17 protein-coding genes are annotated in these 19,965 nt (G+C 61.8%); 8 read left to right on the top strand and 9 right to left on the bottom strand.

The features are described 5' to 3' along the window. Window positions 1–9 precede the first annotated feature (9 nt). The 4 genes from gluQRS to LAT62_RS02020 are packed head-to-tail and all read left to right on the top strand — an operon-like array spanning window position 10 to window position 6,320. Window positions 10–915, top strand: coding sequence for a tRNA glutamyl-Q(34) synthetase GluQRS (gluQRS, locus tag LAT62_RS02035; protein WP_293378170.1), 906 nt, complete (start codon window positions 10–12; stop codon window positions 913–915). Then, window positions 915–3,872 (top strand): ATP-binding protein, encoded by a 2,958-nt coding sequence (locus tag LAT62_RS02030; protein WP_293378167.1) that lies wholly within the window; start codon window positions 915–917, stop codon window positions 3,870–3,872. Before gluQRS ends, LAT62_RS02030 begins: the two co-directional genes overlap by 1 nt. Then, the gene (locus LAT62_RS02025) at window positions 3,872–5,266 is read left to right on the top strand and encodes a sigma-54 dependent transcriptional regulator (RefSeq protein WP_293378164.1); all 1,395 of its coding nucleotides are present in this window, start codon (window positions 3,872–3,874) and stop codon (window positions 5,264–5,266) included. Before LAT62_RS02030 ends, LAT62_RS02025 begins: the two co-directional genes overlap by 1 nt. Window positions 5,267–5,294: 28 nt before the next feature. Beyond that, window positions 5,295–6,320, top strand: coding sequence for a histone deacetylase family protein (locus tag LAT62_RS02020; RefSeq protein ID WP_293378161.1), 1,026 nt, complete (start codon window positions 5,295–5,297; stop codon window positions 6,318–6,320). Between the two features lie 10 nt (window positions 6,321–6,330). On the opposite strand, the gene LAT62_RS02015 is transcribed toward LAT62_RS02020, so the two are convergent. Beyond that, window positions 6,331–8,562, bottom strand: a complete 2,232-nt coding sequence (locus tag LAT62_RS02015; protein ID WP_293378158.1) for a patatin-like phospholipase family protein — start codon at window positions 8,560–8,562, stop codon at window positions 6,331–6,333. Between the two features lie 29 nt (window positions 8,563–8,591). Further along, a complete protein-coding gene (locus LAT62_RS02010) occupies window positions 8,592–9,722 on the bottom strand; it encodes an App1 family protein (RefSeq protein ID WP_293378155.1) in 1,131 nt (376 codons plus the stop codon). A gap of 127 nt (window positions 9,723–9,849) precedes the next feature. On the opposite strand from LAT62_RS02010, the gene LAT62_RS02005 reads away from it, so the two are divergent. The 3 genes from LAT62_RS02005 (at window position 9,850) to LAT62_RS01995 (ending at window position 12,792) form a co-directional block, all read left to right on the top strand. After that, window positions 9,850–10,911, top strand: coding sequence for a DUF3179 domain-containing protein (locus LAT62_RS02005; RefSeq protein WP_293378152.1), 1,062 nt, complete (start codon window positions 9,850–9,852; stop codon window positions 10,909–10,911). Continuing rightward, entirely contained in the window at window positions 10,911–11,483 is a 573-nt protein-coding gene (locus LAT62_RS02000; RefSeq protein WP_293378149.1) for a hypothetical protein, read from the top strand. The genes LAT62_RS02005 and LAT62_RS02000 overlap by 1 nt, the downstream gene beginning before the upstream one ends. A 79-nt stretch (window positions 11,484–11,562) precedes the next feature. After that, complete coding sequence (locus LAT62_RS01995; RefSeq protein WP_293378146.1) at window positions 11,563–12,792, top strand: CynX/NimT family MFS transporter; 1,230 nt, start codon at window positions 11,563–11,565, stop codon at window positions 12,790–12,792. Here LAT62_RS01995 and LAT62_RS01990 read toward each other — a convergent pair. From LAT62_RS01990 to LAT62_RS01960, 7 genes are all read right to left on the bottom strand, one after another. After that, entirely contained in the window at window positions 12,770–13,924 is a 1,155-nt protein-coding gene (locus LAT62_RS01990; protein WP_293378143.1) for a hypothetical protein, read from the bottom strand. The two genes, LAT62_RS01995 and LAT62_RS01990, sit on opposite strands and share 23 nt — an antisense overlap. Continuing rightward, window positions 13,921–14,652, bottom strand: coding sequence for an ABC transporter ATP-binding protein (locus LAT62_RS01985; RefSeq protein ID WP_293378140.1), 732 nt, complete (start codon window positions 14,650–14,652; stop codon window positions 13,921–13,923). Before LAT62_RS01985 ends, LAT62_RS01990 begins: the two co-directional genes overlap by 4 nt. A gap of 11 nt (window positions 14,653–14,663) precedes the next feature. After that, a complete protein-coding gene (locus LAT62_RS01980) occupies window positions 14,664–15,887 on the bottom strand; it encodes an FtsX-like permease family protein (protein WP_293378137.1) in 1,224 nt (407 codons plus the stop codon). A gap of 5 nt (window positions 15,888–15,892) precedes the next feature. Then, on the bottom strand, window positions 15,893–17,137 hold the full coding sequence (locus tag LAT62_RS01975) for an ABC transporter permease (RefSeq protein ID WP_293378134.1): 1,245 nt from the start codon (window positions 17,135–17,137) through the stop codon (window positions 15,893–15,895). Between the two features lie 25 nt (window positions 17,138–17,162). Next, window positions 17,163–17,927, bottom strand: a complete 765-nt coding sequence (locus LAT62_RS01970; protein WP_293378131.1) for an outer membrane lipoprotein-sorting protein — start codon at window positions 17,925–17,927, stop codon at window positions 17,163–17,165. A 143-nt stretch (window positions 17,928–18,070) separates the two neighbouring features. Further along, the gene (locus LAT62_RS01965) at window positions 18,071–18,193 is read right to left on the bottom strand and encodes a hypothetical protein (RefSeq protein WP_293378128.1); all 123 of its coding nucleotides are present in this window, start codon (window positions 18,191–18,193) and stop codon (window positions 18,071–18,073) included. Window positions 18,194–18,459: 266 nt separating this feature from the next. Further along, a complete protein-coding gene (locus tag LAT62_RS01960) occupies window positions 18,460–19,080 on the bottom strand; it encodes a LysE family translocator (RefSeq protein ID WP_293378370.1) in 621 nt (206 codons plus the stop codon). Between the two features lie 164 nt (window positions 19,081–19,244). Between LAT62_RS01960 and LAT62_RS01955 the strand changes: the two genes are divergently transcribed. Continuing rightward, window positions 19,245–19,964 carry an AzlC family ABC transporter permease gene (locus tag LAT62_RS01955; RefSeq protein ID WP_293378125.1) on the top strand — a complete coding sequence of 240 codons (720 nt, stop codon included), beginning with the start codon at window positions 19,245–19,247 and terminating at the stop codon, window positions 19,962–19,964. Window position 19,965: the final 1 nt, after the last annotated feature.

Here is a 19,965-nt window from a genome sequence, read left to right as displayed (position 1 = left end):
ACTGTCGCCATGAACAGGCCGGCACCCGAATCCAGACCCCGCTACCGGGGGCGTTTTGCGCCTTCACCCTCGGGACCGTTGCATCTCGGCTCTCTGGTCGCGGCACTGGGCAGTTGGCTGGATGCGCGTGCAGCCGGTGGTGAATGGCTGCTGCGCATGGAAGACATAGACCCGCCACGCGAGCAGCCCGGGGCGGCACAGGATATCCTGCGCACGCTGGAGGCCTACGGCCTGCACTGGGATGGCCCGGTAACCTGGCAAAGCGAACGCAGCGCGGCCTATGCCGCCGCTCTGCAGACTCTGCAGCCGCTTCTTTTCTGGTGTACCTGTACGCGTGCCGAGCTGCGCGCCGCCAAAGGGGTTTACCCGGGCACCTGCCATGCACGTCGTGCACCGCCTGACGAGAAACACGCTGCTGTGCGCCTGCGCACCCCGGAGCCCCTGCCCGGGTTTCGCGACAGAATGCAGGGCGACCTGACTCTGGCGGCAAAAGACACGGGTACGGATCCGATACTGCGGCGCAAGGATGGTCTCTGGGCCTATCAACTGGCTGTTGTGGTCGACGATGGTGCCCAGGGCATTACGCATGTTGTGCGCGGCAATGACCTGCTGAACACCACACCGTTGCAGGTTGCGCTGCAACAGTGTCTCGGCCTGCCCACACCCGACTACCTGCATCTGCCCGTCATTCAGGACCAACAGGGGCGCAAGCTGAGCAAACAGAACCATGCGCCGGCGATACGGGCCAGAGACTCGGACCGGCTCCTGCGCGCCGCTCTGCTGGCCCTGGGCCTGACGCCGCCCGCCGACCTGCTGCCTACCGAACTGCTGCCCTGGGGCACAGAGCACTGGGTCAATCGGCAACACCGGCTGCACAGCGTCCAGCCCAGCGAACTGTCGGGAGCTGATGTCTGATGCCCGTGCTCAGCCTTCCTCTTCTGCTGGGTCTTGCGCTGGCCTATCTGACGCTGCTCTTCGGTATTGGCTCTGCCGCTGACCGCGGCTGGATATCGCGCCGCATCAGTGGACACCCACTGACCTATATTCTGGCACTGGGTTTGTTCTTCGGCACCTGGACCTTTTTCGGCACCGTCGGGCTGGCCTATGCGTTCCAGGGTGGGTTTCTGACTTTTCTGCTCGGCATCACAATGGCGTTTCTGGCCCTGCCGCTGCTGCTCAGGCCACTGCTGCGGATCACGCAGAATTATCAGTTGAGCTCGCTGGCCGACCTGATGGCTTTCCGCTTCCGCTCCCGGTCGGCAGGTACTCTGGTGACGCTGACCCTGACCCTGGTCATGATGCCGCTTTTCGCATTGCAGATTCAGGCGGTTACCGCCAGCCTCGGCCTGCTGCTGGAACCGGTCAGTGACTGGCAGGTAGCGCTCGGTTTTGTGCTGATGGTGCTGTTGATCACTCTGCTGCTCGGGTCAAGCCAGTTGGGTCAGGGGCGGGACCATGGTGGCATGGTGATGGCGCTGGCCACGGATGGTTTGGTCAAACTGCTGGTGTTCGGGCTGCTGGGCGCCTTTATCAGTTGGCAGGTCTTTCAGGGGCCGGTTGACATGTGGCAGTGGCAGGCTGACAACAGTTACCGCCTGGCCATGTTCAGTGACAGCCTCGGGCTGACGTCCGGCCTGACTCTGGTGCTGGTGTTTCTGCTGACGCCGGCGATCATGCCCCACCTGTTCCATGTTCTGGTGCGCGAGCATCCGACCCAACCGACCAGCCTCTGGCTGCAACTGGGCATGCCGCTCTATACCCTGTTGTTCGTGCTGCCCATCCTGCCCATTCTTTGGGGTGGCATACGCCTCGGGTTCCCGTCTTTGCCGGAATATTTTGCCCTGAGTATCGGCATCCAGCTTTCGGTACCCTGGCTCAGCGCCCTGATGTTTGTCGTGATCATCTCCGCGGCCATCGGCACCATGCTGATCGGCACCCTGGCTCTCGCCTCCATGTGGATCAACCATGGCCTGCTGCCCTATGCGCCGCCGCGCAGGGAAGCCGCCGACATTTACCGCTGGCTGCTGGGTGCCCGGCGCGTGCTGACGCTGGTGATACTGCTCTGCGGCCTGGCGTTTTACGCCATCCTCCGGGCTTCGCACAGCCTGACCTCCCTTGGCATGTTGAGTTTCGTCTCGGCACTGCAACTGCTACCGGGGTTGATCGGGTTGCTCTACTGGCAACGCGCCAGTCGCACCGGTTTCATGGTGAGTCTGATTGCCGGTCTTGCGCTATGGCTGATGTTGCTGGGCCTGCCTCTGCTCGTCGAGGCCACGCGTGCGGTAACCGCCCTGCCGCTGTATTTCGAGACGCTGGCCAACGAATGGTTCCTGACCACGCTGCTGGCACTGGTCGTCAACAGTGTGTTGTTCGTGGTGTTTTCTTTGCTGTTTCCGCCCACCCCGGCGGAACAGGCCGCCGCGTCGGCCTGCAGCCAGAACGCGCCCATGTCGCCCAGCCGGCGGGCTCTGAGAGCACTGAACGCACGCGAATTCGTTGCCCAGTTGGCCGGCCCGCTGGGCCAGGTCACGGCAGAACGGGAAGTCGAGCGCGCCCTCAAGGAACTGGGCTATACGCTGGCCGAATATCGTCCCTTTGCCCTGCGCAACCTGCGCGACCGACTGGAGATCAACCTGTCCGGCCTGATGGGCCCGAGTGTTGCCAATACGCTGGTTGAGCGGTATCTGGCGATTGATTCCACAGAGATCGAGCCCGCCGCAGAAGACCTGTATCTGGTGGAAAACCGGCTGGAAGGTCTGCACAACCAGTTGACGGGCATGGCGCGCGAACTCGACCAGTTGCGCCGCTTTCATCGTGACACCCTGATGCGCCTGCCGATTGGCGTTTTCTCGCTGGCCCAGGACGGTGAAATACTGCTCTGGAATCAGGTGATGGCCAGACTGACCGGCATTCCCGCCGAACAGGCCCTGGGTGCGCGCCTCAACCTGCTGCCCAATCCCTGGCGCCAGGTACTGGAAGGATTTATCGACAACAATCAGCAGGATGCTGCCCTGCTGCCACTGGACGAAGACAAGCAGCGGCGCTGGCTCAGTCTGCACAAGTCCTCGGCGCCACAAAGCCGCGGCCTTGGAGAGCCGGCCTCCATGGTGGTGCTGGTGGATGACCAGACCCAGACCAAGTTGCTGGAAGAGGAACTGGTCCACAGTGAGCGGCTGGCAGCGATCGGCAGCCTCTCCGCCGGGGTCGCCCATGAAATCGGCAACCCGATTACCGGCATTGACAGCCTGGCGCAGGAACTGCGCTACCTGAGCAATGACCCCAACATCAAGGAAGTGGCGGAGCAGATCCGTGATCAGGCGTCGCGAGTCACTACCATCGTGCAGTCTCTGGTAAGCTATGCGCATGCCGGGCAGACACGGCGCCAGGACGACCATAGTGCTCATCTGCTCCATGACGTGGTGCAGGATGCCATCAACCTGCTGCAGCTGAGCAAGGGTGCCCGACCCGTTGTTCTGCTCAATGAAGTGCCAGACGGTATTCTGGTACCCTGTGACCCACAGCGGCTGGGCCAGGTGTTCATCAACCTGCTGACCAATGCGCGGGATGCATCACAGCACGGCGATGAAATACGGGTCACAGCCGAAGCGGATTCCCACCGGGTCAGGGTTGAGGTTGTTGACCAGGGCAAAGGCATTCCGGCAGAGGTTCAGGATCGCATTCTGGAGCCGTTTTTCACCACCAAGGAGGTGGGCAAGGGCACCGGGCTGGGTCTGTCTCTGGCGAGCAATATCATCGAGGAACACTACGGAAGCCTGGATATCGAAAGCCCCGCCTTCCAGCTAGAGGGGCGCGGCACCCGAATCATCATCACCCTGCCCCGATTTATTACAGAGGTTGAACACAGCGCATAATGGCCAGCATTCTGATCGTCGAAGATGAAGTCATCATCCGCAGCGCCCTGAAGCGACTGCTGGAGCGCCATGAATTCCAGGTCACGGAAGCCGGGTCGGTGGATGAAGCCTGCCAGCACGATGCCACCGGATTCGATCTGATCATCAGTGATTTGCGCCTGCCCGGCGCCGAAGGCACCGAAATGATTACCCGGGCGCCGGGTGTGCCGGTGCTGATCATGACCAGTTATGCCAGCATGCGCTCGGCTGTGGAGGCGATGAAGCTGGGGGCGCGAGACTATATCGCCAAGCCGTTTGATCATGATGAAATGGTACAGACGGTCAAGCGGATACTGGCCCAGAGCCCGGACCGGGACATGGCTGGCGGGGATGAGGGTGCTGCGAACACCCCCGCCAGCGAGCAGATGGGGCGCATGGTCGGCCACTGCACTGCGATGCAGCATCTGTATCAGCAGATCCGCAAAATTGCACCCACACCGGTAACCGTGCTGATTCACGGAGAGTCGGGTACCGGGAAGGAACTGGCTGCCCGCGCCATTCACGAACACAGTACCCGCGCCAAGGCACCGATCGTTTCCGTCAACTGTGCCGCCATCCCGGAAAGCCTGATCGAATCGGAACTGTTCGGCCATGAACGCGGCGCCTTCACCGGCGCCGTGGCAGCCCGGCAAGGCCTGGTAGAGGCCGCCGAAGGGGGCACCCTGTTTCTGGATGAGATTGGTGAGCTGCCGCTCGAAGCACAGGCCAGGCTGCTGCGGGTCATTCAGGAGCGCGAAATACGCCGGGTCGGCACAGTGCACTCCCGCCAAGTCGATATCCGTCTGGTGGCCGCAACCCACCGCGATCTGCGTGCTCTGGTCGAAGCCGGACGCTTTCGCGAAGATCTGTACTATCGGCTGCAGGTGATTGAACTGGTTATTCCTCCATTGCGCGAACGCGGAGACGACATCATGCTCATTGCCGAGTATCTGCTGTCGCGTTTCTCGCGCGAGATGTCACGCGACAACCTGCCCGAGATAGAAGGTACCGCCCGTGAGCGCATCTTGAGCTACGACTGGCCGGGCAATGTAAGGGAACTGGAAAATGCCATCCAGCGCGCCATGATCCTGGCCGAGCCCAATCAGCCGATCACCGCTGACCTGCTCAATCTGCCTGAACGCCTGGTGCGCTCTCGTCAGAACCAGGACGTCAATGGCAGCGGTGGAGCGGGGCCCTCTGGCCAGACCACCGACTCGGCCGATGACCCCTCGCTGGAAGATTATTTTGTACAGTTCGTACTGGAACACGAAGAGCACATGAACGAGACAGAGCTGGCCCAGAAGTTGGGTATCAGCCGCAAGAGTCTATGGGAACGCCGGCAGAAACTGGGTATTCCACGGCGCAAGGGCAAGTAGACTGGCCCATTGGAGGAAGGAACACCGCATGAAGACCTTTTACAGCGAACAGCATCGGCTGCATCATGCCAATGCCGAATTGAACGACGGCCAGCTGATGCCGTGCTTCGAGAAGCCGGCCCGGGCCGACATGGTTCTGCAGCAAGTGCAGACAGCAGATCTTGGCCCGGTTTTTGAACCCGAGGACTGGGGAGAAGCACCGCTGCGCCGCGTTCATGCGGGAGACTATATCGACTTTCTCAAGGGCGCCTGGGAACGCTGGCAGGCGCTGGGTCGGGAGCACGACATGCTGCCCCTGGCCTGGCCGTCACGCCGAACCACCCCCAAACGGCCCGAAGATATCGATGGCCAACTGGGCTACTACAGCTTTGATGCCGGAGCACCCCTGACCGCTACGACCTGGCAGGCTATCTACAGCGGCGCCCAGGTCAGCGTATCTGCAGCACGCCAGTTGCAACAGGGAGATCAGCAGGCTTTCGCTCTGTGCCGCCCGCCGGGCCATCATGCCGGTATCGACTTCATGGGCGGCTACTGCTACCTCAACAATGCCGCCATAGCGGCGCAGTATCTACTCGATCATGGCGCTCGTCGCGTCGCGATTCTGGACGTTGACTATCACCACGGCAATGGCACCCAGGATATTTTCTGGCAGCGCCCTGATGTTCTGGTGATGTCACTGCACGCAGACCCCAGACATGAATTCCCGTTTTTCGCCGGGCATGCCGATGAGCGGGGCTCCGGCCCTGGTACCGGCTATAACGTCAACTACCCGCTGCCTGCGGGTACCGAATGGGCTCAGTGGTCACAGGCCCTGCAGGACGCCTTGCGCACCCTGCACGGCTACGGGCCGGATGCGCTGGTGATTTCTCTGGGGGTCGACACCTTCGAGTCCGACCCCATCTCGCAGTTCCGCCTGAAACATGACGATTATCTGCGTATGGGCGAACTGATCGGACAGGCTGGAATGCCGACCCTGTTCGTCATGGAAGGGGGCTATGCCGTTGAGGAGATTGGGGTGAATGCCGTCAACGTGCTGCGCGGTGCAGAATCCTGATTGCGCTTGATCAGAAAGGCCGGTTGAGGGCCACGACCAGGGCCGAGCGGTCATCGCTGTTGCGACTGTAGGCGACAACTCCGGTGCCCAAAGGCGTTTCTGTTGCCGCCAGCACACTGCCGGCCATCACCAGGTCATCCAGTTGCTGGTCCTCGACTTGCTGCCACACCTGGCCGGTCTCCGCGGCAACACCCACAAAGAACGGCAGATCACCAAACCGCTGCAGGTCATTCAACTGGCGCCAGTAGGCAAGCTTCCCCAGCACGCGGGCCTGTCCGCTGAGCTCCTGGGGGCTGTAAGCTGACAATTGCAACAGACCACCCTGCTTCCAGGTGGCATAGAAGGGCAACTCACCATCCAGCGTTGTGCTGTAGCGCAGTTTGGATACCAGTGTGTTGCGACGCCACGTCGTGGCCTGCTGCCACTGCAGGTCCAGAGTCTGGAAGCCTGCCTCGGCACCCACTGTCGGATCACTGACTTCATAGCGCAGTTTCAACAGGTGCCCCTTCCGGGGCAACACAACACTGTCCAGACTGTCTGCCAGAAGCTGCGCACCCACCGCGCCCACACTGAAGCGCCCCTCATCCGGCAGGCCCGGCCCCGGTGACAGTGTCTGCGCATGGCCGGCACCGCCCACATAGTCCAGTTGCAAGTCCACACGATTACCCCAGTTGAACCCCAGAGCCACGCCCGCTAAACCCCTGAGTATCCGATAGCGTCCTCCGGCTTCACCCCGGCTGTCATAGAGATTCAGGTTATCCTGTTGCAATGCCACACTGGGGGTCAGGTGAACCCGACCATCGCGCCGCAAAGGTTGCCACCAGGAAAAGCCCAGCAATGCTTCCTGGCCAACCTGCAAGTCGACCTGCCACTCTGCGCCCATGCCATTGACTTCGGTTTCCAGGTAGCTGACGGCTGCGGTATACCGTGAATAGCGCTCGAAACCCTCTTCCAGCGACAGCCCGAAGCGCAGATAGCCCGGCCCGGTGGTACTTGGATGGGCCACAATCTGCGCACCCTGCTCCCCGTCGACCTCGATCGGCTGATAGTCCACCTGTTCGAAATAGCCCAGCCCGTATAGACGACCCAGGTCTTCCTGAAACAAGGCCTCATCGAAATGTTCACCCGGTTCCGCGGTCAGCGTGGCCCAAAGCCTCTCGTCCGGCAATGCAGTCTGATTGTCGAGGGTCAGGAAATCGGGCTGAAAAGGCTGCCGATAGGCAGTCAGTTCGCTGCGCCACGCGTCCCATTCCGCCTCATCGACCGACAGTTCGCGCAATCTCGACTCCTCGAGCATGGCAGCCGCCTCCCCGACTGAAATAGCCACCTGGCCCTGGTCGAAATCAACACCGGATACGCCGGCTTCAGTGATCTGGGGCAATATCATGATGTCGTCTTCTAGTAACACCTCCATCTGACTGGCCTGCCCCTGCCTGATCACTATGTTCAGCGCCTGTTCCACGACCGAAAAAGGCGAGTTGAGGTCGCTGAGCGGCTTCAGATTGCCCACCGCATCGACCACAATAACGATATCCGCTCCCATCTCGCGAGCCACATTGATCGGGAGGTTGTTGACCACACCGCCATCAACCAGAAACCGATCATCAATCTCTACCGGAGAAAACAGCCCGGGAATAGCCATGCTGGCGCGCATCGCCTTGTTGATATCGCCGTCCGCTAGAGCGATCGTCTGTCCTGTCTCGATATCCACGGCCATGGCTCGGAAGGGAACCGGCAAGTCGTCAAGATCGTGGGGCACTGGTCTGTTCGCACCATGCGAACGCAAAGTCGGCAGCAATCGCTGACCGCGAAGCAGACCAAGCCTGAACTGGGGGCCATCCCGGTCAAGGCCTACCGTGCCTTGAAACGGCAGATCGCGTGACTCGGCACGCCGCCGAGAGCTCAGCAGCGGGCGCGAGGGCTGGTCAACAAACAGGGCCTGCCAGTCGGTCGTCAGCACCAACTCGGCCAGGTCTTCGGCGGTATTGCCCTGAGCATAGAGACCGCCGGTAATGGCGCCCATGCTGGTACCTACGATCAGATCCACCGGCACCTGCAGTTCTTCCAGTGCGCGCAGCGCACCGACATGCACCAGGCCCTTGGCGCCGCCACCACCGAGGACCAGACCGACCACTGGGCGATCTGGATCGGCACGCTCTTCAGCAGTTGCCAATCCACCCAGTAGCAGCCCCAGAAGGCAGCAGAGGCAGCGCGCTGATGGGCTGTTGTTGTTCAGGAGCATTACAATTCTCTGGTCATGGTGTAGTCCGGTCAGTCAATCTGCAGACTTCGATGCAGAACAGTAGGTGCAGGGATGATTTCCATGCCGTCGAGCCGCTCGGGCCGCAATTCGCGATCATTGACCACATCGCGGATATAGATGGCCCTGACCTGCTCCGGAAAGTTCTCCCGGACCACTCGGTAGATATCCGGGTCCCGCTCTCCCGAATCACCGACCAGAATGAACTCCCGTTCCGGAAAGTGGCGCAATATCTGTTCAATCTGACCGAGTTTTTGGTCAAAGGTGACGTTCTCATTGCTCGCCAGCTCACTCAGATCCCGCCAGGTATTGATACTGAAAGGGTTCTTGCGCACTGTTTTCATATGCAAGCTGCCCCTGGGAAAGCCCACTGCCTCGGAGAACAGGAAACCGGACAGTGAGTTGTAGAGCTGCCAGGGTGATCCGGAGACATAGTGAAAGGCGGCCTCATCCCACTCGCTGTATAGCTCAGCCATACCAGGCGCCGCCTCATATTCCTTGAAAAACATATTGCGCACCACCGTGCGTCGGCCTGCCGGCATCTCGGTCACCTTGACGGTGTCATCGATGTCCGAGATCACCGAAACACCCTCCGGCTCAATCAACTGGACGCGGCCTCGGCCCTCATGACGTCCCGCGGAAACCCTGAACGACAACCAGCCAGACTCGCTGCCCTGTGCGTAGAGCAGGGTTTCGGCATGGTCTTCCGGCAATGTCAGGAGCCCGTCCACCGTGCCGCTCAGCCGGGTTCTGCGCGCATTGCCCTCGGCATCCCGCACGCTGTACACCCGCTCTTCAGGGTCGTTGTCAAAGCGAATCTCGGGGCGCAGGCCAGACTCACTGTCTGCGGCAATATCCCGGGTGCGAGACCGAAATATGGCTGCCTCTTGCGAGTCCAGCCAGAAGGCGACTCGGGCCATGGCGGTCATTGCCCGCTCGGTGACCAGGCGACGCTCATGAACGTAAAGCCGCATTGGGGCAACCCAGCCATCCTGGTCATCTGCTTCGGTTTCTCGATAGGCATAGGTGTTATAGGCGGTCAGGAAGTGCCGACCGTCGCCCAAAGGCGGGTCACCAGCGATCTCGTTACTGGCAACTGCCGGCAGAGCCAGCAGGAAAAATACAGTGAGTAATAGGCGCATTGCGCAACAGGCTCGCCCAGAGACGCCGCGCTGTCAAATTCAGTGCAGTGTTCTGCCTGACCAGGGAACCTCATCAGCGCTTGCATGTCCAATGACTCAATTTCGGCTGAAGCGAGGCCTTTGAATCATGCTGAACCCTATTACCCAGCGCACGCTGAAGGCAGGCGCCGCCCTGCTTGGACTGACTTTTTCAGCCGCCTCTCTGGCCAGTGGTCCGGCCTTTTCCGGATTGCGTACCGGCGAAGGTCAGTTGCCGGTCCATGATCAGACACTGGTGCTGCATCATGCCCTTGAAGCCTTTGCCGACAGCATGATGTCCGGTGGCCCGCCGCCTGATGGCATTCCGTCGATAGACGAACCACAGTTCCTCGCCGCGGCAGAACACAGCATGAACCCCGATGACAGGGTGATCGGGCTGGCCTACAAGGGTGTGGTCCGTGCCTATCCACACAGCATCATGGTGCTGCACGAGATCGTCAATCACGAGATTGGTGGCGAGAACATTGCCGTCACCTACTGTCCGCTGACCGCCACCGCGCAGGGATTCAAGACCGGCAGCACCACGTTGGGTGTGTCCGGGCGGCTGATCAACAGCAATCTGGTCATGTATGACCGGGACACCGGCAGCCTGTGGCCCCAGATCTCGGCCACCGCCATTGCCGGTGAGCGCCAGGGCGAATCACTGGAGGAGATCAACCTGACCTGGACGACCTGGGGCGAGTGGTATGCTCAACACCCCGACACCGAACTGCTCAGCGACCGCACCGGTTTCGCGCGCGACTATCGTCGTGATCCGTACGGCCGCTACAACCCGACCCAGGGCTACTACAACAGTGACCGGGTGATGTTTCCGCTGATGACCGAGGATGACAGCCTGCACCCCAAGCACATGGTGTCCGGGGCGCGCACCAGAGACCAGGCCGTGGTTTTCGATCTTGAAGTACTGGCGGCAGAAGGCCTGATCAAGACCGACCACTTTGTCGGCGTCCATGATGCCGACCTGGGTAATGCGCGGATCTATCGGCGCGCTGCCGATCAGTCGTTCACCTGGCAGGACGGTCAGGCCTATCACCCGGACTCCGGAGAGCACTTCGCGGCCGATGAGCTGCCGCTGGCGCCGGTCATCGCCATCGAGGCCTTCTGGTTCGCCTGGAACGCGGTTTATCCGGACAGTGAGCGGGGCTGGTAATGCAGTGGCTGTGGCAAACGTTGCAGGTGAGTCTGCTGCTGGTGCAGATTCGACGGCTGCGCGCCGGTCTGGTCGCCGTCACGCTGGTTTATCTGGTGGCGTTCCTGTTCGCCATTCAGAACCTGACCCTGCCCACCGGCACCGACTTTGCCGTGCTCTGGGCCGACCCGGCGCTGATGTTCCGACGCACCGGCTACCTGCTCTTTGATGCCATTGCGGTGATCCATACACCGCTGTTCACCTGGCTGCTGTCGCCGCTCAATCTGCTGCTGGGGCTGATCATTTCGCTGCTGGTTGGCCTCAACCTGGTCCTGTCCTGGATCGCCTGGCGCCAACCCCGCGCGTGCAGAGTCAATGGGTCCACCGGCACGCTGGGCCTTATCCCCGCCCTGCTCGCCGGTGGCGCCTGTTGCGCCCCCACATTGCTGCTGGTGCTGGGTATACAGGCCACAGCAGCCCTGATCACGGCCATACAGTGGATGATTCCGCTGGCCCTGGTGCTGCTGATCGGCTCGCTGATCTGGGTGGCCCAGAAGACCAATGTCGAGCTGCTTAAACTGGGTCCGGCCTGAGACAAGGCGCCTGTTGCGTTGCGAGCGCCAAGCACCGACACTGCCTGTCTGACCTAACAAGTACGAAAGCAGGCGCTGTGTGGCAGTGACGACAAGACGCATCCCACCCGACATCATCGTGATTGTGGCCGGCATCAGTGCCGCCCTGCATATCGGCAAGCTGCCGCCCGCCATTCCGGTACTGGAACAGGCAATGAGCCTGGATCTGGTGACCGGCGGCTTCCTGCTGTCGATGGTTATGCTGGCCGGCGTCACGCTGGGCATTGTCATGGGCACCACGGCGGACTCAGTGGGTCTGCGCCGCGCCTTACTCACTGGCCTGGTGTTGCTGGGTGCGGGCAGCCTGCTGGGCGCACTGGCCAGCCAGCCGTCTCACCTGCTGTGGCTGCGCGCGGTTGAGGGGCTGGGTTTTCTGCTGGTGGTTCTTCCGGCGCCAGGTCTGGTACGCCGCCTGGTGCCTGCAGAGTTGCTCAGTCGTCGTCTGGCACTGTGGAGCTGCTATATGGGCCTGGGGGTCGGCTCTGCCTTACTGGTCGGGCCCTTGTGGCTGGATGCCTTTGGCTGGCAGAGTTGGTGGCTGCTGCTGGGGGCCTTGTCGCTGCTGCTGGCCTGGGCCGTCTGGCAGCGGGTGCCCCGGAGCGCCGACAACGCACCGGCAACCGGCCTTCCGGAGCAGACCTGGGGCACGCGCATTCAACGCACACTGACCCGGCCCGGCCCCTGGCTGGTCGCCATCACCTTTGCCCTATACTCCGGGCAGTGGATTGCGGTTGTCGGCTTCCTGCCCACCCTCTATACCGAGGCCGGATATGGCCCGGGGCTAATCGGCGTGATGACGGCCATGGTGGCACTGGTCAACATCGCCGGCAACCTGGTGGCGGGCCAGTGCCTGCACCGGGGAGTCAATGCGCAAACATTGCTGGCCGCCGGTTTTGTTGCCCTGGGCCTCTGTGCCTGGGTCGGATTCGGCCTGCTGACACCGGGCTGGGGACAGTTCCTGGCCGTATTGTTGTTTTCTGCCTGCGGCGGACTGATTCCCGGCGCACTCTTCTATCTGGCCGTTCGACTGGCGGCGGATGAACAATCGATTTCATCGACCGTTGGCTGGATGCAGCAATGGTCTTCCATTGGTCAGTTCATCGGGCCGCCGATGGTAGCCCTGGTGGCGAGTCAGGTCGGTGGCTGGCACTGGACCTGGGGCGTGACCGGGGCCATGACTCTGGGGGGTCTGCTGGCCACAGCCCTGCTGGCGCGACACCGGGCTCGACTGCTTGCAGAGCAAGCGGTCAGAAGGTCGCCGACCAGTTGAGCGCCGCCGTCAGCGGGTAGAGACCGAATTCCGATGCCTGAGCGTCGCTGCGCGTTGCCACCGGCACACCCACCCTACCTTCAAGCCGGCTGTCGTTGGTCAGGCTGTGCTGAAAACCGGCCGTCAGCAGGGCACTCTCGTCGCCCAGGTTGACCACGGTCCCGGCCTGCAGATCAGTCAGTGCGCTTACCGGGGCGGAGGCCTGAACACCGACATAGTGTCGACCCAAGGGAACCACCAGGCCCTGCTGGTAGAAGTCGCTGGCCAACGCCGCCATATCCGGTTGCCGAGAACCCAGTTGATTGTAGTGATACTCGCTGACCACATAGACATCCCCGAAGATCTGCCGGTCGGCGCCGAGCGTCAGGCGCAGCCCGCTGTCGTCTTCATTGAACAGCCAGGCAGACTCCTGCCACAGCCCCCATTCACCCGCCGCCGTCTGCGCCCCGACACCGAGCAGGTGTTCTGATCGATTGACGGTCAGCGCCGTCGCTTCCAGTGTCCAGCGGTCTACCTGCTGATAGGCGCGCACAAACAGCGCCTGATCCACCCCCTGCACCCAACCCAGATCCAGTTCACCGAAGAAAGCCCAGGGCTGGCGCCAGCGCACGGCATCGACACCCGGGCGATAGCTGCGTTCCTGCGCGCTGATGCGCGCCGGCATAATGACATCCACCGGTGAGAATTGCGGCGACAGACCCAGGCTGATGGCTTGCCGTCCGACAATGAGTTCACCTCTGCTGCTGAAATACTGTACGTTCAGACGGTCCAGGTTCTGCGCCAGCACCAGATCATCGTCGGGCGAGCTGTACAGATTGTCCGGCAGGTCCTCCCATCGGTAGTCAGCCCCGAGTGCGGTGTCTGAACCAGCACCGGGTACCGCCCCCTGGCGCAGACGATAGCGCTGCGCCAGCCCGTACTGCAGATTGAGGCGCACATCAGGGCCGGCACTGTACAGCAGGTTGAAGCGGCTGCCGGCGGTCTGCAGCAGCGTCGGGTTGGCCAGCGGGTCGGTGGGCTCGGTCAGAGTCTCGACCCCCAGATTGAGATCAATCCAGACATCGGTGTCGGCTGCGACGAAAGGACTTGCCAGCAGCAGCCCGGCCAGAGCGGGTCCTGTCCAGCGCGTCATGAGCGAACCTCATCGCTCTCGATGCGGCCGTCGCGCAACTGAATCAGCCGACTGGCGCGCTCCATGATCATCGGATCATGAGTGGAAAAGACGAAGGTCATACCCTCGCGGCGGTTCAGCTCATGCATCATGTCCAGCAGGTCGCTGCCGGTCTGGGAGTCCAGATTGGCCGTGGGCTCGTCGGCCAAAATGATATCGGGCTGACTGACCATGGCCCTGGCTACGGCCACCCGCTGCTGCTGCCCGCCGGACAACTGGGCCGGTCGGCGGTCGGCCTTGCCGCTCAACCCGACCCGAGTCAGCATGCTTTCAACGCGGGCCTGCCGCTCAGCTTTGGGCAGGCCCTGCAGCAACATGATGTATTCACAGTTTTCGGCGGCGGTCAGCACCGGAATCAGGTTGTAGGCCTGAAAGATGAACCCGATGTGATCGCGCCGGAAGTCAGACAACTCGCGGCCACTCATTGACGAAATGGCCTGTCCGCGCAGATAGACCTCACCGGCGGTCGGCGCCTCCAGTCCGCCCATCAGCTGCAGCAGAGTGGACTTGCCTGACCCGGAGGGCCCGACAATGGCGGTAAACTCACCAGGGGCTATGGTCAGGCTGACCTTGTCCAGCGCCTTGACCAGCGTATCGCCGCTGCCGTAGTGTCGGCTCAATTCCCGGGTCTCGAACACCACACCGGTTGCCGGGTCGGCGCTTGCAGTGCGCTGCTTGGTTGCATGCATGACGGCTCTCCTCAAAGACTCTTGTGCAGGGCGCGGGACGGCACAATCCGCGCCGCGTGGGCGGCTGGATACATGGCGGCCAGCAGGGTCAGCGCCAGCACAACCGGCGGATAAAGGCTGTACTGGGCCCAGCTGGCGCGGGGACGGATCTGCTCGGCCATGGCCACGCCACCCAATTCCATGCTGCCATAATCGATGCCAATGGCCCCCAGCGTCAGTGTTGCCAGCCAGCCCAGCACCAGGCCGGCGGCAATGGCGCCCAGCGCCAGCAACAGCGTCTCCGTCAGAATCAGCCGGAACACGGCCAGACGTCGCGTGCCAATGGCCAGCAGAACACCGATCTCCCAGGTGCGTTCATAGATGGACATGAAGATGCCATTGGTGACCCCCAGAGCGGCGAGCAAGAACAGCATGATGCCGATGATGGCCATGCTGGCGCGGGTCATGTCCAGCATGGCGGCCAGTTGCGGCATCAGGGTAGTCCAGCCCTGCGCTTTCACCTGCTCATCACTGAGGCGCTGCCACAAAGGCAGGTCCGGATCACTGGCCAGGGCCGGCGTGCGCAGGGCCAGCGCGATTTCGTGCACGGCATCATCGACCCCGAGCATGGTTTGCAACGGCGCCTGCAGCACAAACACGGTCTCTTCGTCCAGCATGCGGGCGTTGAAGTCATAGAGGCCGCTGACCCGGAACAGCGCCTGCTCGGCTCCGCCCCATTCCTGGTTGTGCACCGAGATGACGATGCGGTCGCCCAGCTCGACGTCCAGTAGCTCAGCCAGCCGGCGCCCCATCAGCAACTGGGTCTCGGCACCGTCTCCCGCCAAATAGTCGCCTTCGGCCATCGCATCCGCCAGCCGGGACACGGTGCGCTCCTGCGCCGGATCAATGCCGATGACCTGGGTGGCGCGGTTGTCGGCGGCGCTGGAAATCATGCCGAAGGCCATTACGCGCGGACTGTAGCCCACCACCTCGGGGTCGCTGGCCAGTTGCGACAATCGGGCTTGGGGCGCTTCGATCACCAGCGCTTCGTCCCGTTCGGCCAGGTAGTCCAACTGATGGATCTGGGCATCTCCCGGGAACATGCGAGTGGCCGAGCGCACGGCCGTATCGGTGAAGCCGAGAATGAAGGCATCAGTGAGAATCAGTGCCGCCGTGCTCAGACTGATAATCAGGCCGGTCAGCAGCGTGCGGCGTCGGTTGCGGTTCAGGTTGCGGGCCGCCAGTTGCCAGGTCATTTGCATTACAGCCTCCGCATCGCATCAAGGGGTGACAGCCGGGCGGCCCGGATGGCCGGATACAACGCTACGAGCAACGCTGTGAACCACACCAGAGCGGTGGGGATGGCGAACATGCCCCATGACATGCGACCGCGGAAATGGCTGAAATACAGGCCAGAGACTTCGATCGGTTCGCTCATGGGAATACCGACCAGGGTCAGCCAGAGGTTGATCGGCCAGGCGAGCAGAAAGCCCAGAGCGCAGGCCAGAGTGGCGAGCACCAGCGCCTCCAGCACAATCATACCGAACAGGCGATGCGGCGGTGTGCCGATGGCTTTCAGCACGCCAAATTCGCCGATGCGCTCCATGACCGACATCAGGATGGTATTGAGCACGCCGATGCAGACCAGGAAGATAATGATGTAGCTGGCGATCATGCCGCCTTGCTGATCAGCCTTCATGGTTTCATAGAATTCCCGTGCCACGACCTGCCAGGGGCTGACCTGCAGCGCACTGTCGGCCCACTGGGCGTCGGTGGCCAGGCTGCCCCTGACCGAGGCGGCCAGCCGTTCGGCGCGCTGGAAGTCAGCGCCCAGAATGATCCAGCGATGGGCCTGATCGGGCAATACATAGAAATCCTGTGCGGCGGCCAGCGGCAGCACCACCCAGCGGCTCTCCACCGCCTCGGTATCGCCGAGGATGCCTACCACGGTATACAGCTCATTGGCCAGAGAGCCGTCAGCACCCTGGGCAATCAGTACCAGGTCATCCCCGGGCGCCAGGGCCAGTTGCCGCGCTACTCGGGCACCGATCAAGGCTTCATGCTGTCCGTACTCATCCGGCTCGGCATTCAGGTAGCGCCCCGCACTCAACCGGTTGCCCAGACGTGACAGGCGGTCTTCCTGGTCGGGCTCCACACCGCGCACCTCAACCGGCAGGCTGCGTTCTTCACCATAGGCCAGCGCCCCGCTTTCCAGCCGTGGTGTCAGCATCCGCACGCCCTGAGCCTGCGCCAGTTGCCCGCGCAGTGACTCGTCTACCGGTAAGGTGCGTTGCAGGCGGGGTCGGTCCAGATACTCATCGGCGGTCACCTGCACATGACCGATGCTGTCGCGTGTGTATTGCTCCAGCATCTGATCATAGGAGCCATAATTGACCGACAGCACCAGAGTAACAATGATATAGCCCCCCACCATGCTGAGCAGGGTCAGTATCGTTCTTCTGCGATTGCGCAGTACATTGCGCCAGGCCAGTCTGAGCAGGAGCATGGGTGGTCCTTCTCCCTCGGTTATTCTAGCGACGCAGGTTCTGCAGAGAGAAAAAGTCCGGCGTCAGGTCCACATCAAAAGCCAGTGACTCATAAATCACGGTGGTTCGCTGATCGTCCTTGTCTGCCGGTTCCAGCGTCAGACGCGAGGGCAGACTCCGGCCATTGAAGTCGCGCACGTCGCTGAAGGTCATGATCCGGGCCAGTTCATCGCGTTCGTTGAAATAGCGCTGCTCCAGAGGCAACAGACTGTCCCGATCGACACTGAATTCCATCCGCCCCCATACGGTGACCGTCTGCTCGCGCGGCACCAGTGTCAGTTCATAAGTAGTGTCCGTGGTGCTCAAGCTGACGTCATATTCTTCCGCCCAGGAGGTATCGCGCATCAGATCGTCGTTGGTGAAGTCGGAGCCCATCCAGCTGCCCATCATCATGGAGGGTGGCACGCGCACGGTGCGATTGACCCGGGGCAGGTAGTTCCACATCTCGTTCTCGCGCTTGAGCGTGCTGACCCCTCGGTCACGCGCGGGTTCCAGCACCCGCACCAGCGAAAAGTCCATGCCCAGCGACCAGGACTCCAGGCGCAGGGTGCGCTCGTAATCGGGGTTGATGATTTCCATGCGCAGGGTGGCCTGTGCCGAATCCTGCTGATACAACTGATCCAGGTGTTCCAGCAACGACTCTGCCGAAGTGTCCGCCTTTGCGGCTGTGGCGACTATCAACAGGCCCAGCAGCAGAAAAGGGCTGCCGGCTCTCTTGATGGCATGAACGAATCTGTTGGCTCTGGTCATGTTGAAAGCTCCCTCTGCGAGCACCCCTCCATTCAGCAATAGCTCTGGAGGCTGTGCACTGACCTGAATCAATAAACCAGAAAGGTGAGGCCATCAACAGTGAGTATTGTCACGACTTTACAAAATATCAGTCAGCATTTGGCTCAGCGGCCCGGAAATTCGAACAGTTCAGCCACCACCTGATCGGGCGCTTCCTGCTGCACCCAGTAGCCGGCTCCAGGGATCAGGCGAGTGCCGCGAAAATCCGCACAGGCGATCTCTGACATGGTGCCCAGCGCGCCGGGGATCTGGTGAATACCCCAGTCCTATGCGTCGGCAATAAAGCAGCAGAGCTGGCGGATCCGCAAGCCTGCATAAACCGCCAGGTCCCTGTCCGGCAACCAGTCACAACGCGCAACTGTGTCGGCATTAGGCATCGCCGGCTTCCAGACAGGCCATGGTCAGCCCGTTGTCATTCTCGATCTGTTCCATGCGGATGCCCGGAGGCAACCGATAGGCCATCGGAATGCTTTGCATTGCGCACCCCTGTTTCCTAGAACAGCGCCAACCAGACCCCTACACCCAGCATCAGGGAGCCGGCGATTCGGTTCATGACTCTGACATTGGTCGCCTGCAGCAGAAATACCCGCATCATCTTGCCACCACTCGAGTATATCAGCAGACAGACAAATTCGATGATCAGGATCAGCGCCAGCAAGATCAGCAGTTGCGGTACCAGGGGGTGATTGGCATCCAGAAACGGGGGCAGCAGGGCTATGGTGAAGGCCCAGCCCTTGGGGTTGGCGACCGCTGTCACATAGCCCTGAAGAAACAGCTGCCAGCGGGAGGCCTGTTTTGCTTCTCCCAGGTCTTCAGGAATGGCCAGGCGACCCCGCGAGCGCCACATCTGCACACCCAGCCACATCAGATAGAGCCCGCCGGCCCAACGCAGGACCGTGAACAGTTCGGGCATGGTGAGCAGCAGCGCCGCTATGCCCGCGACCGCCGCAATGACCACCGTCGCCACCCCGAGCATTTCTCCCCACATCATCCAGAAGGCACGCCGCACCCCGATGGTAATACCCAATGTCATGGCCAGCGTCATGCACAGCCCCGGGGTAATGGAGACGAAGAAGAAGGTGGGAATGAAAGCGGACAACAGAGCCGGGTTCAGCACGGGCGCGCAACTCCAAGGGCGATATAGGTGTGGCATCATGCGCACGCATGAGCGCTGCGACAAGCGCTTTCATCACCGCCAGCAGCAAAGCACCGTCAACTCATGCTGACAGGCTGACCGGAGACTTGCCGTGGCCAGTGCTATCTCTGATAATCCGCTCGATGACTCACTCTACTGCGGTTCCAGCGCCCTTCTCTCTGCTTACCGGACTTCGTGCCAGCCTGCCACTGGCCATCGGCTATGCGCCCATGGCCTTTTCCTTCGGGGTTGTCGGCATTCAGGCAGGCCTGACGGCCTGGGAGACGCTGTTGATTTCCCTCATTGTGTTCGCCGGTGCGGCCCAGTTTATTCTGGTCAGCATGCTCGCCGCCGGCAGTGGCGCCGGTGCTGCACTGATCGCCGTCTGGGTACTGAATCTGCGACATCTGTTCTACGGCCCTGCTCTGCTCTCCCGGCTGCAGCATCGGCCCGGCCCCTTGCTGCCGGCGCTGGCGTTTGGTTTGACCGATGAGGTGTTTGCTACGGCCATGGCAAAGTCAGCCCGTGCACCGGTTTCCCCGGCCTGGACGCTTGGCGTGGCCATGGGGGCCTATGGTGCCTGGGTGGGCGGCACAGCTCTGGGCGCCTGGTTGGGTGTCGGACTGGGCCAGGGGGAGAGTCTGATAAGCCATGCGCTTGATTTCGTGCTGCCGGGTCTGTTTATTGCGCTGCTGGCCAGTGCGTTCCAGCGAGCACTGTGGCCAGTCGTGGCCTTGGCTGCGGCCGTGACGCTGCTGTGCAGCCTGTTCTACCCGGCGCATGTTGCCATGATGACGGGTATGATCTCGGGCGCGCTGATCCGTCCCTGGCTGCGCCTGCGCAGCGAAGAGTCCGCACCATGAC

This window comes from Natronospirillum sp., from assembly GCF_022565775.1.
In the GTDB taxonomy this organism is placed as follows: Bacteria; Pseudomonadota; Gammaproteobacteria; order Pseudomonadales; family Natronospirillaceae; genus Natronospirillum.
The sequence above is the reverse complement of the archived record's forward strand: the minus strand, read 5'-3'. Positions and strand labels throughout refer to the sequence as shown.

Coding starts and splice junctions, on each gene's coding strand:
- gluQRS (WP_293378170.1), top strand. CDS start 10: ATGAACAGGCCGGCACCCGAATCCAGACCCCGCTACCGGGGGCGTTTT.
- LAT62_RS02030 (WP_293378167.1), top strand. CDS start 915: ATGCCCGTGCTCAGCCTTCCTCTTCTGCTGGGTCTTGCGCTGGCCTAT.
- LAT62_RS02025 (WP_293378164.1), top strand. CDS start 3,872: ATGGCCAGCATTCTGATCGTCGAAGATGAAGTCATCATCCGCAGCGCC.
- LAT62_RS02020 (WP_293378161.1), top strand. CDS start 5,295: ATGAAGACCTTTTACAGCGAACAGCATCGGCTGCATCATGCCAATGCC.
- LAT62_RS02015 (WP_293378158.1), bottom strand. CDS start 8,562: ATGCTCCTGAACAACAACAGCCCATCAGCGCGCTGCCTCTGCTGCCTT.
- LAT62_RS02010 (WP_293378155.1), bottom strand. CDS start 9,722: ATGCGCCTATTACTCACTGTATTTTTCCTGCTGGCTCTGCCGGCAGTT.
- LAT62_RS02005 (WP_293378152.1), top strand. CDS start 9,850: ATGCTGAACCCTATTACCCAGCGCACGCTGAAGGCAGGCGCCGCCCTG.
- LAT62_RS02000 (WP_293378149.1), top strand. CDS start 10,911: ATGCAGTGGCTGTGGCAAACGTTGCAGGTGAGTCTGCTGCTGGTGCAG.
- LAT62_RS01990 (WP_293378143.1), bottom strand. CDS start 13,924: ATGACGCGCTGGACAGGACCCGCTCTGGCCGGGCTGCTGCTGGCAAGT.
- LAT62_RS01985 (WP_293378140.1), bottom strand. CDS start 14,652: ATGCATGCAACCAAGCAGCGCACTGCAAGCGCCGACCCGGCAACCGGT.
- LAT62_RS01980 (WP_293378137.1), bottom strand. CDS start 15,887: ATGACCTGGCAACTGGCGGCCCGCAACCTGAACCGCAACCGACGCCGC.
- LAT62_RS01975 (WP_293378134.1), bottom strand. CDS start 17,137: ATGCTCCTGCTCAGACTGGCCTGGCGCAATGTACTGCGCAATCGCAGA.
- LAT62_RS01970 (WP_293378131.1), bottom strand. CDS start 17,927: ATGACCAGAGCCAACAGATTCGTTCATGCCATCAAGAGAGCCGGCAGC.
- LAT62_RS01965 (WP_293378128.1), bottom strand. CDS start 18,193: ATGTCAGAGATCGCCTGTGCGGATTTTCGCGGCACTCGCCTGATCCCT.
- LAT62_RS01955 (WP_293378125.1), top strand. CDS start 19,245: ATGACTCACTCTACTGCGGTTCCAGCGCCCTTCTCTCTGCTTACCGGA.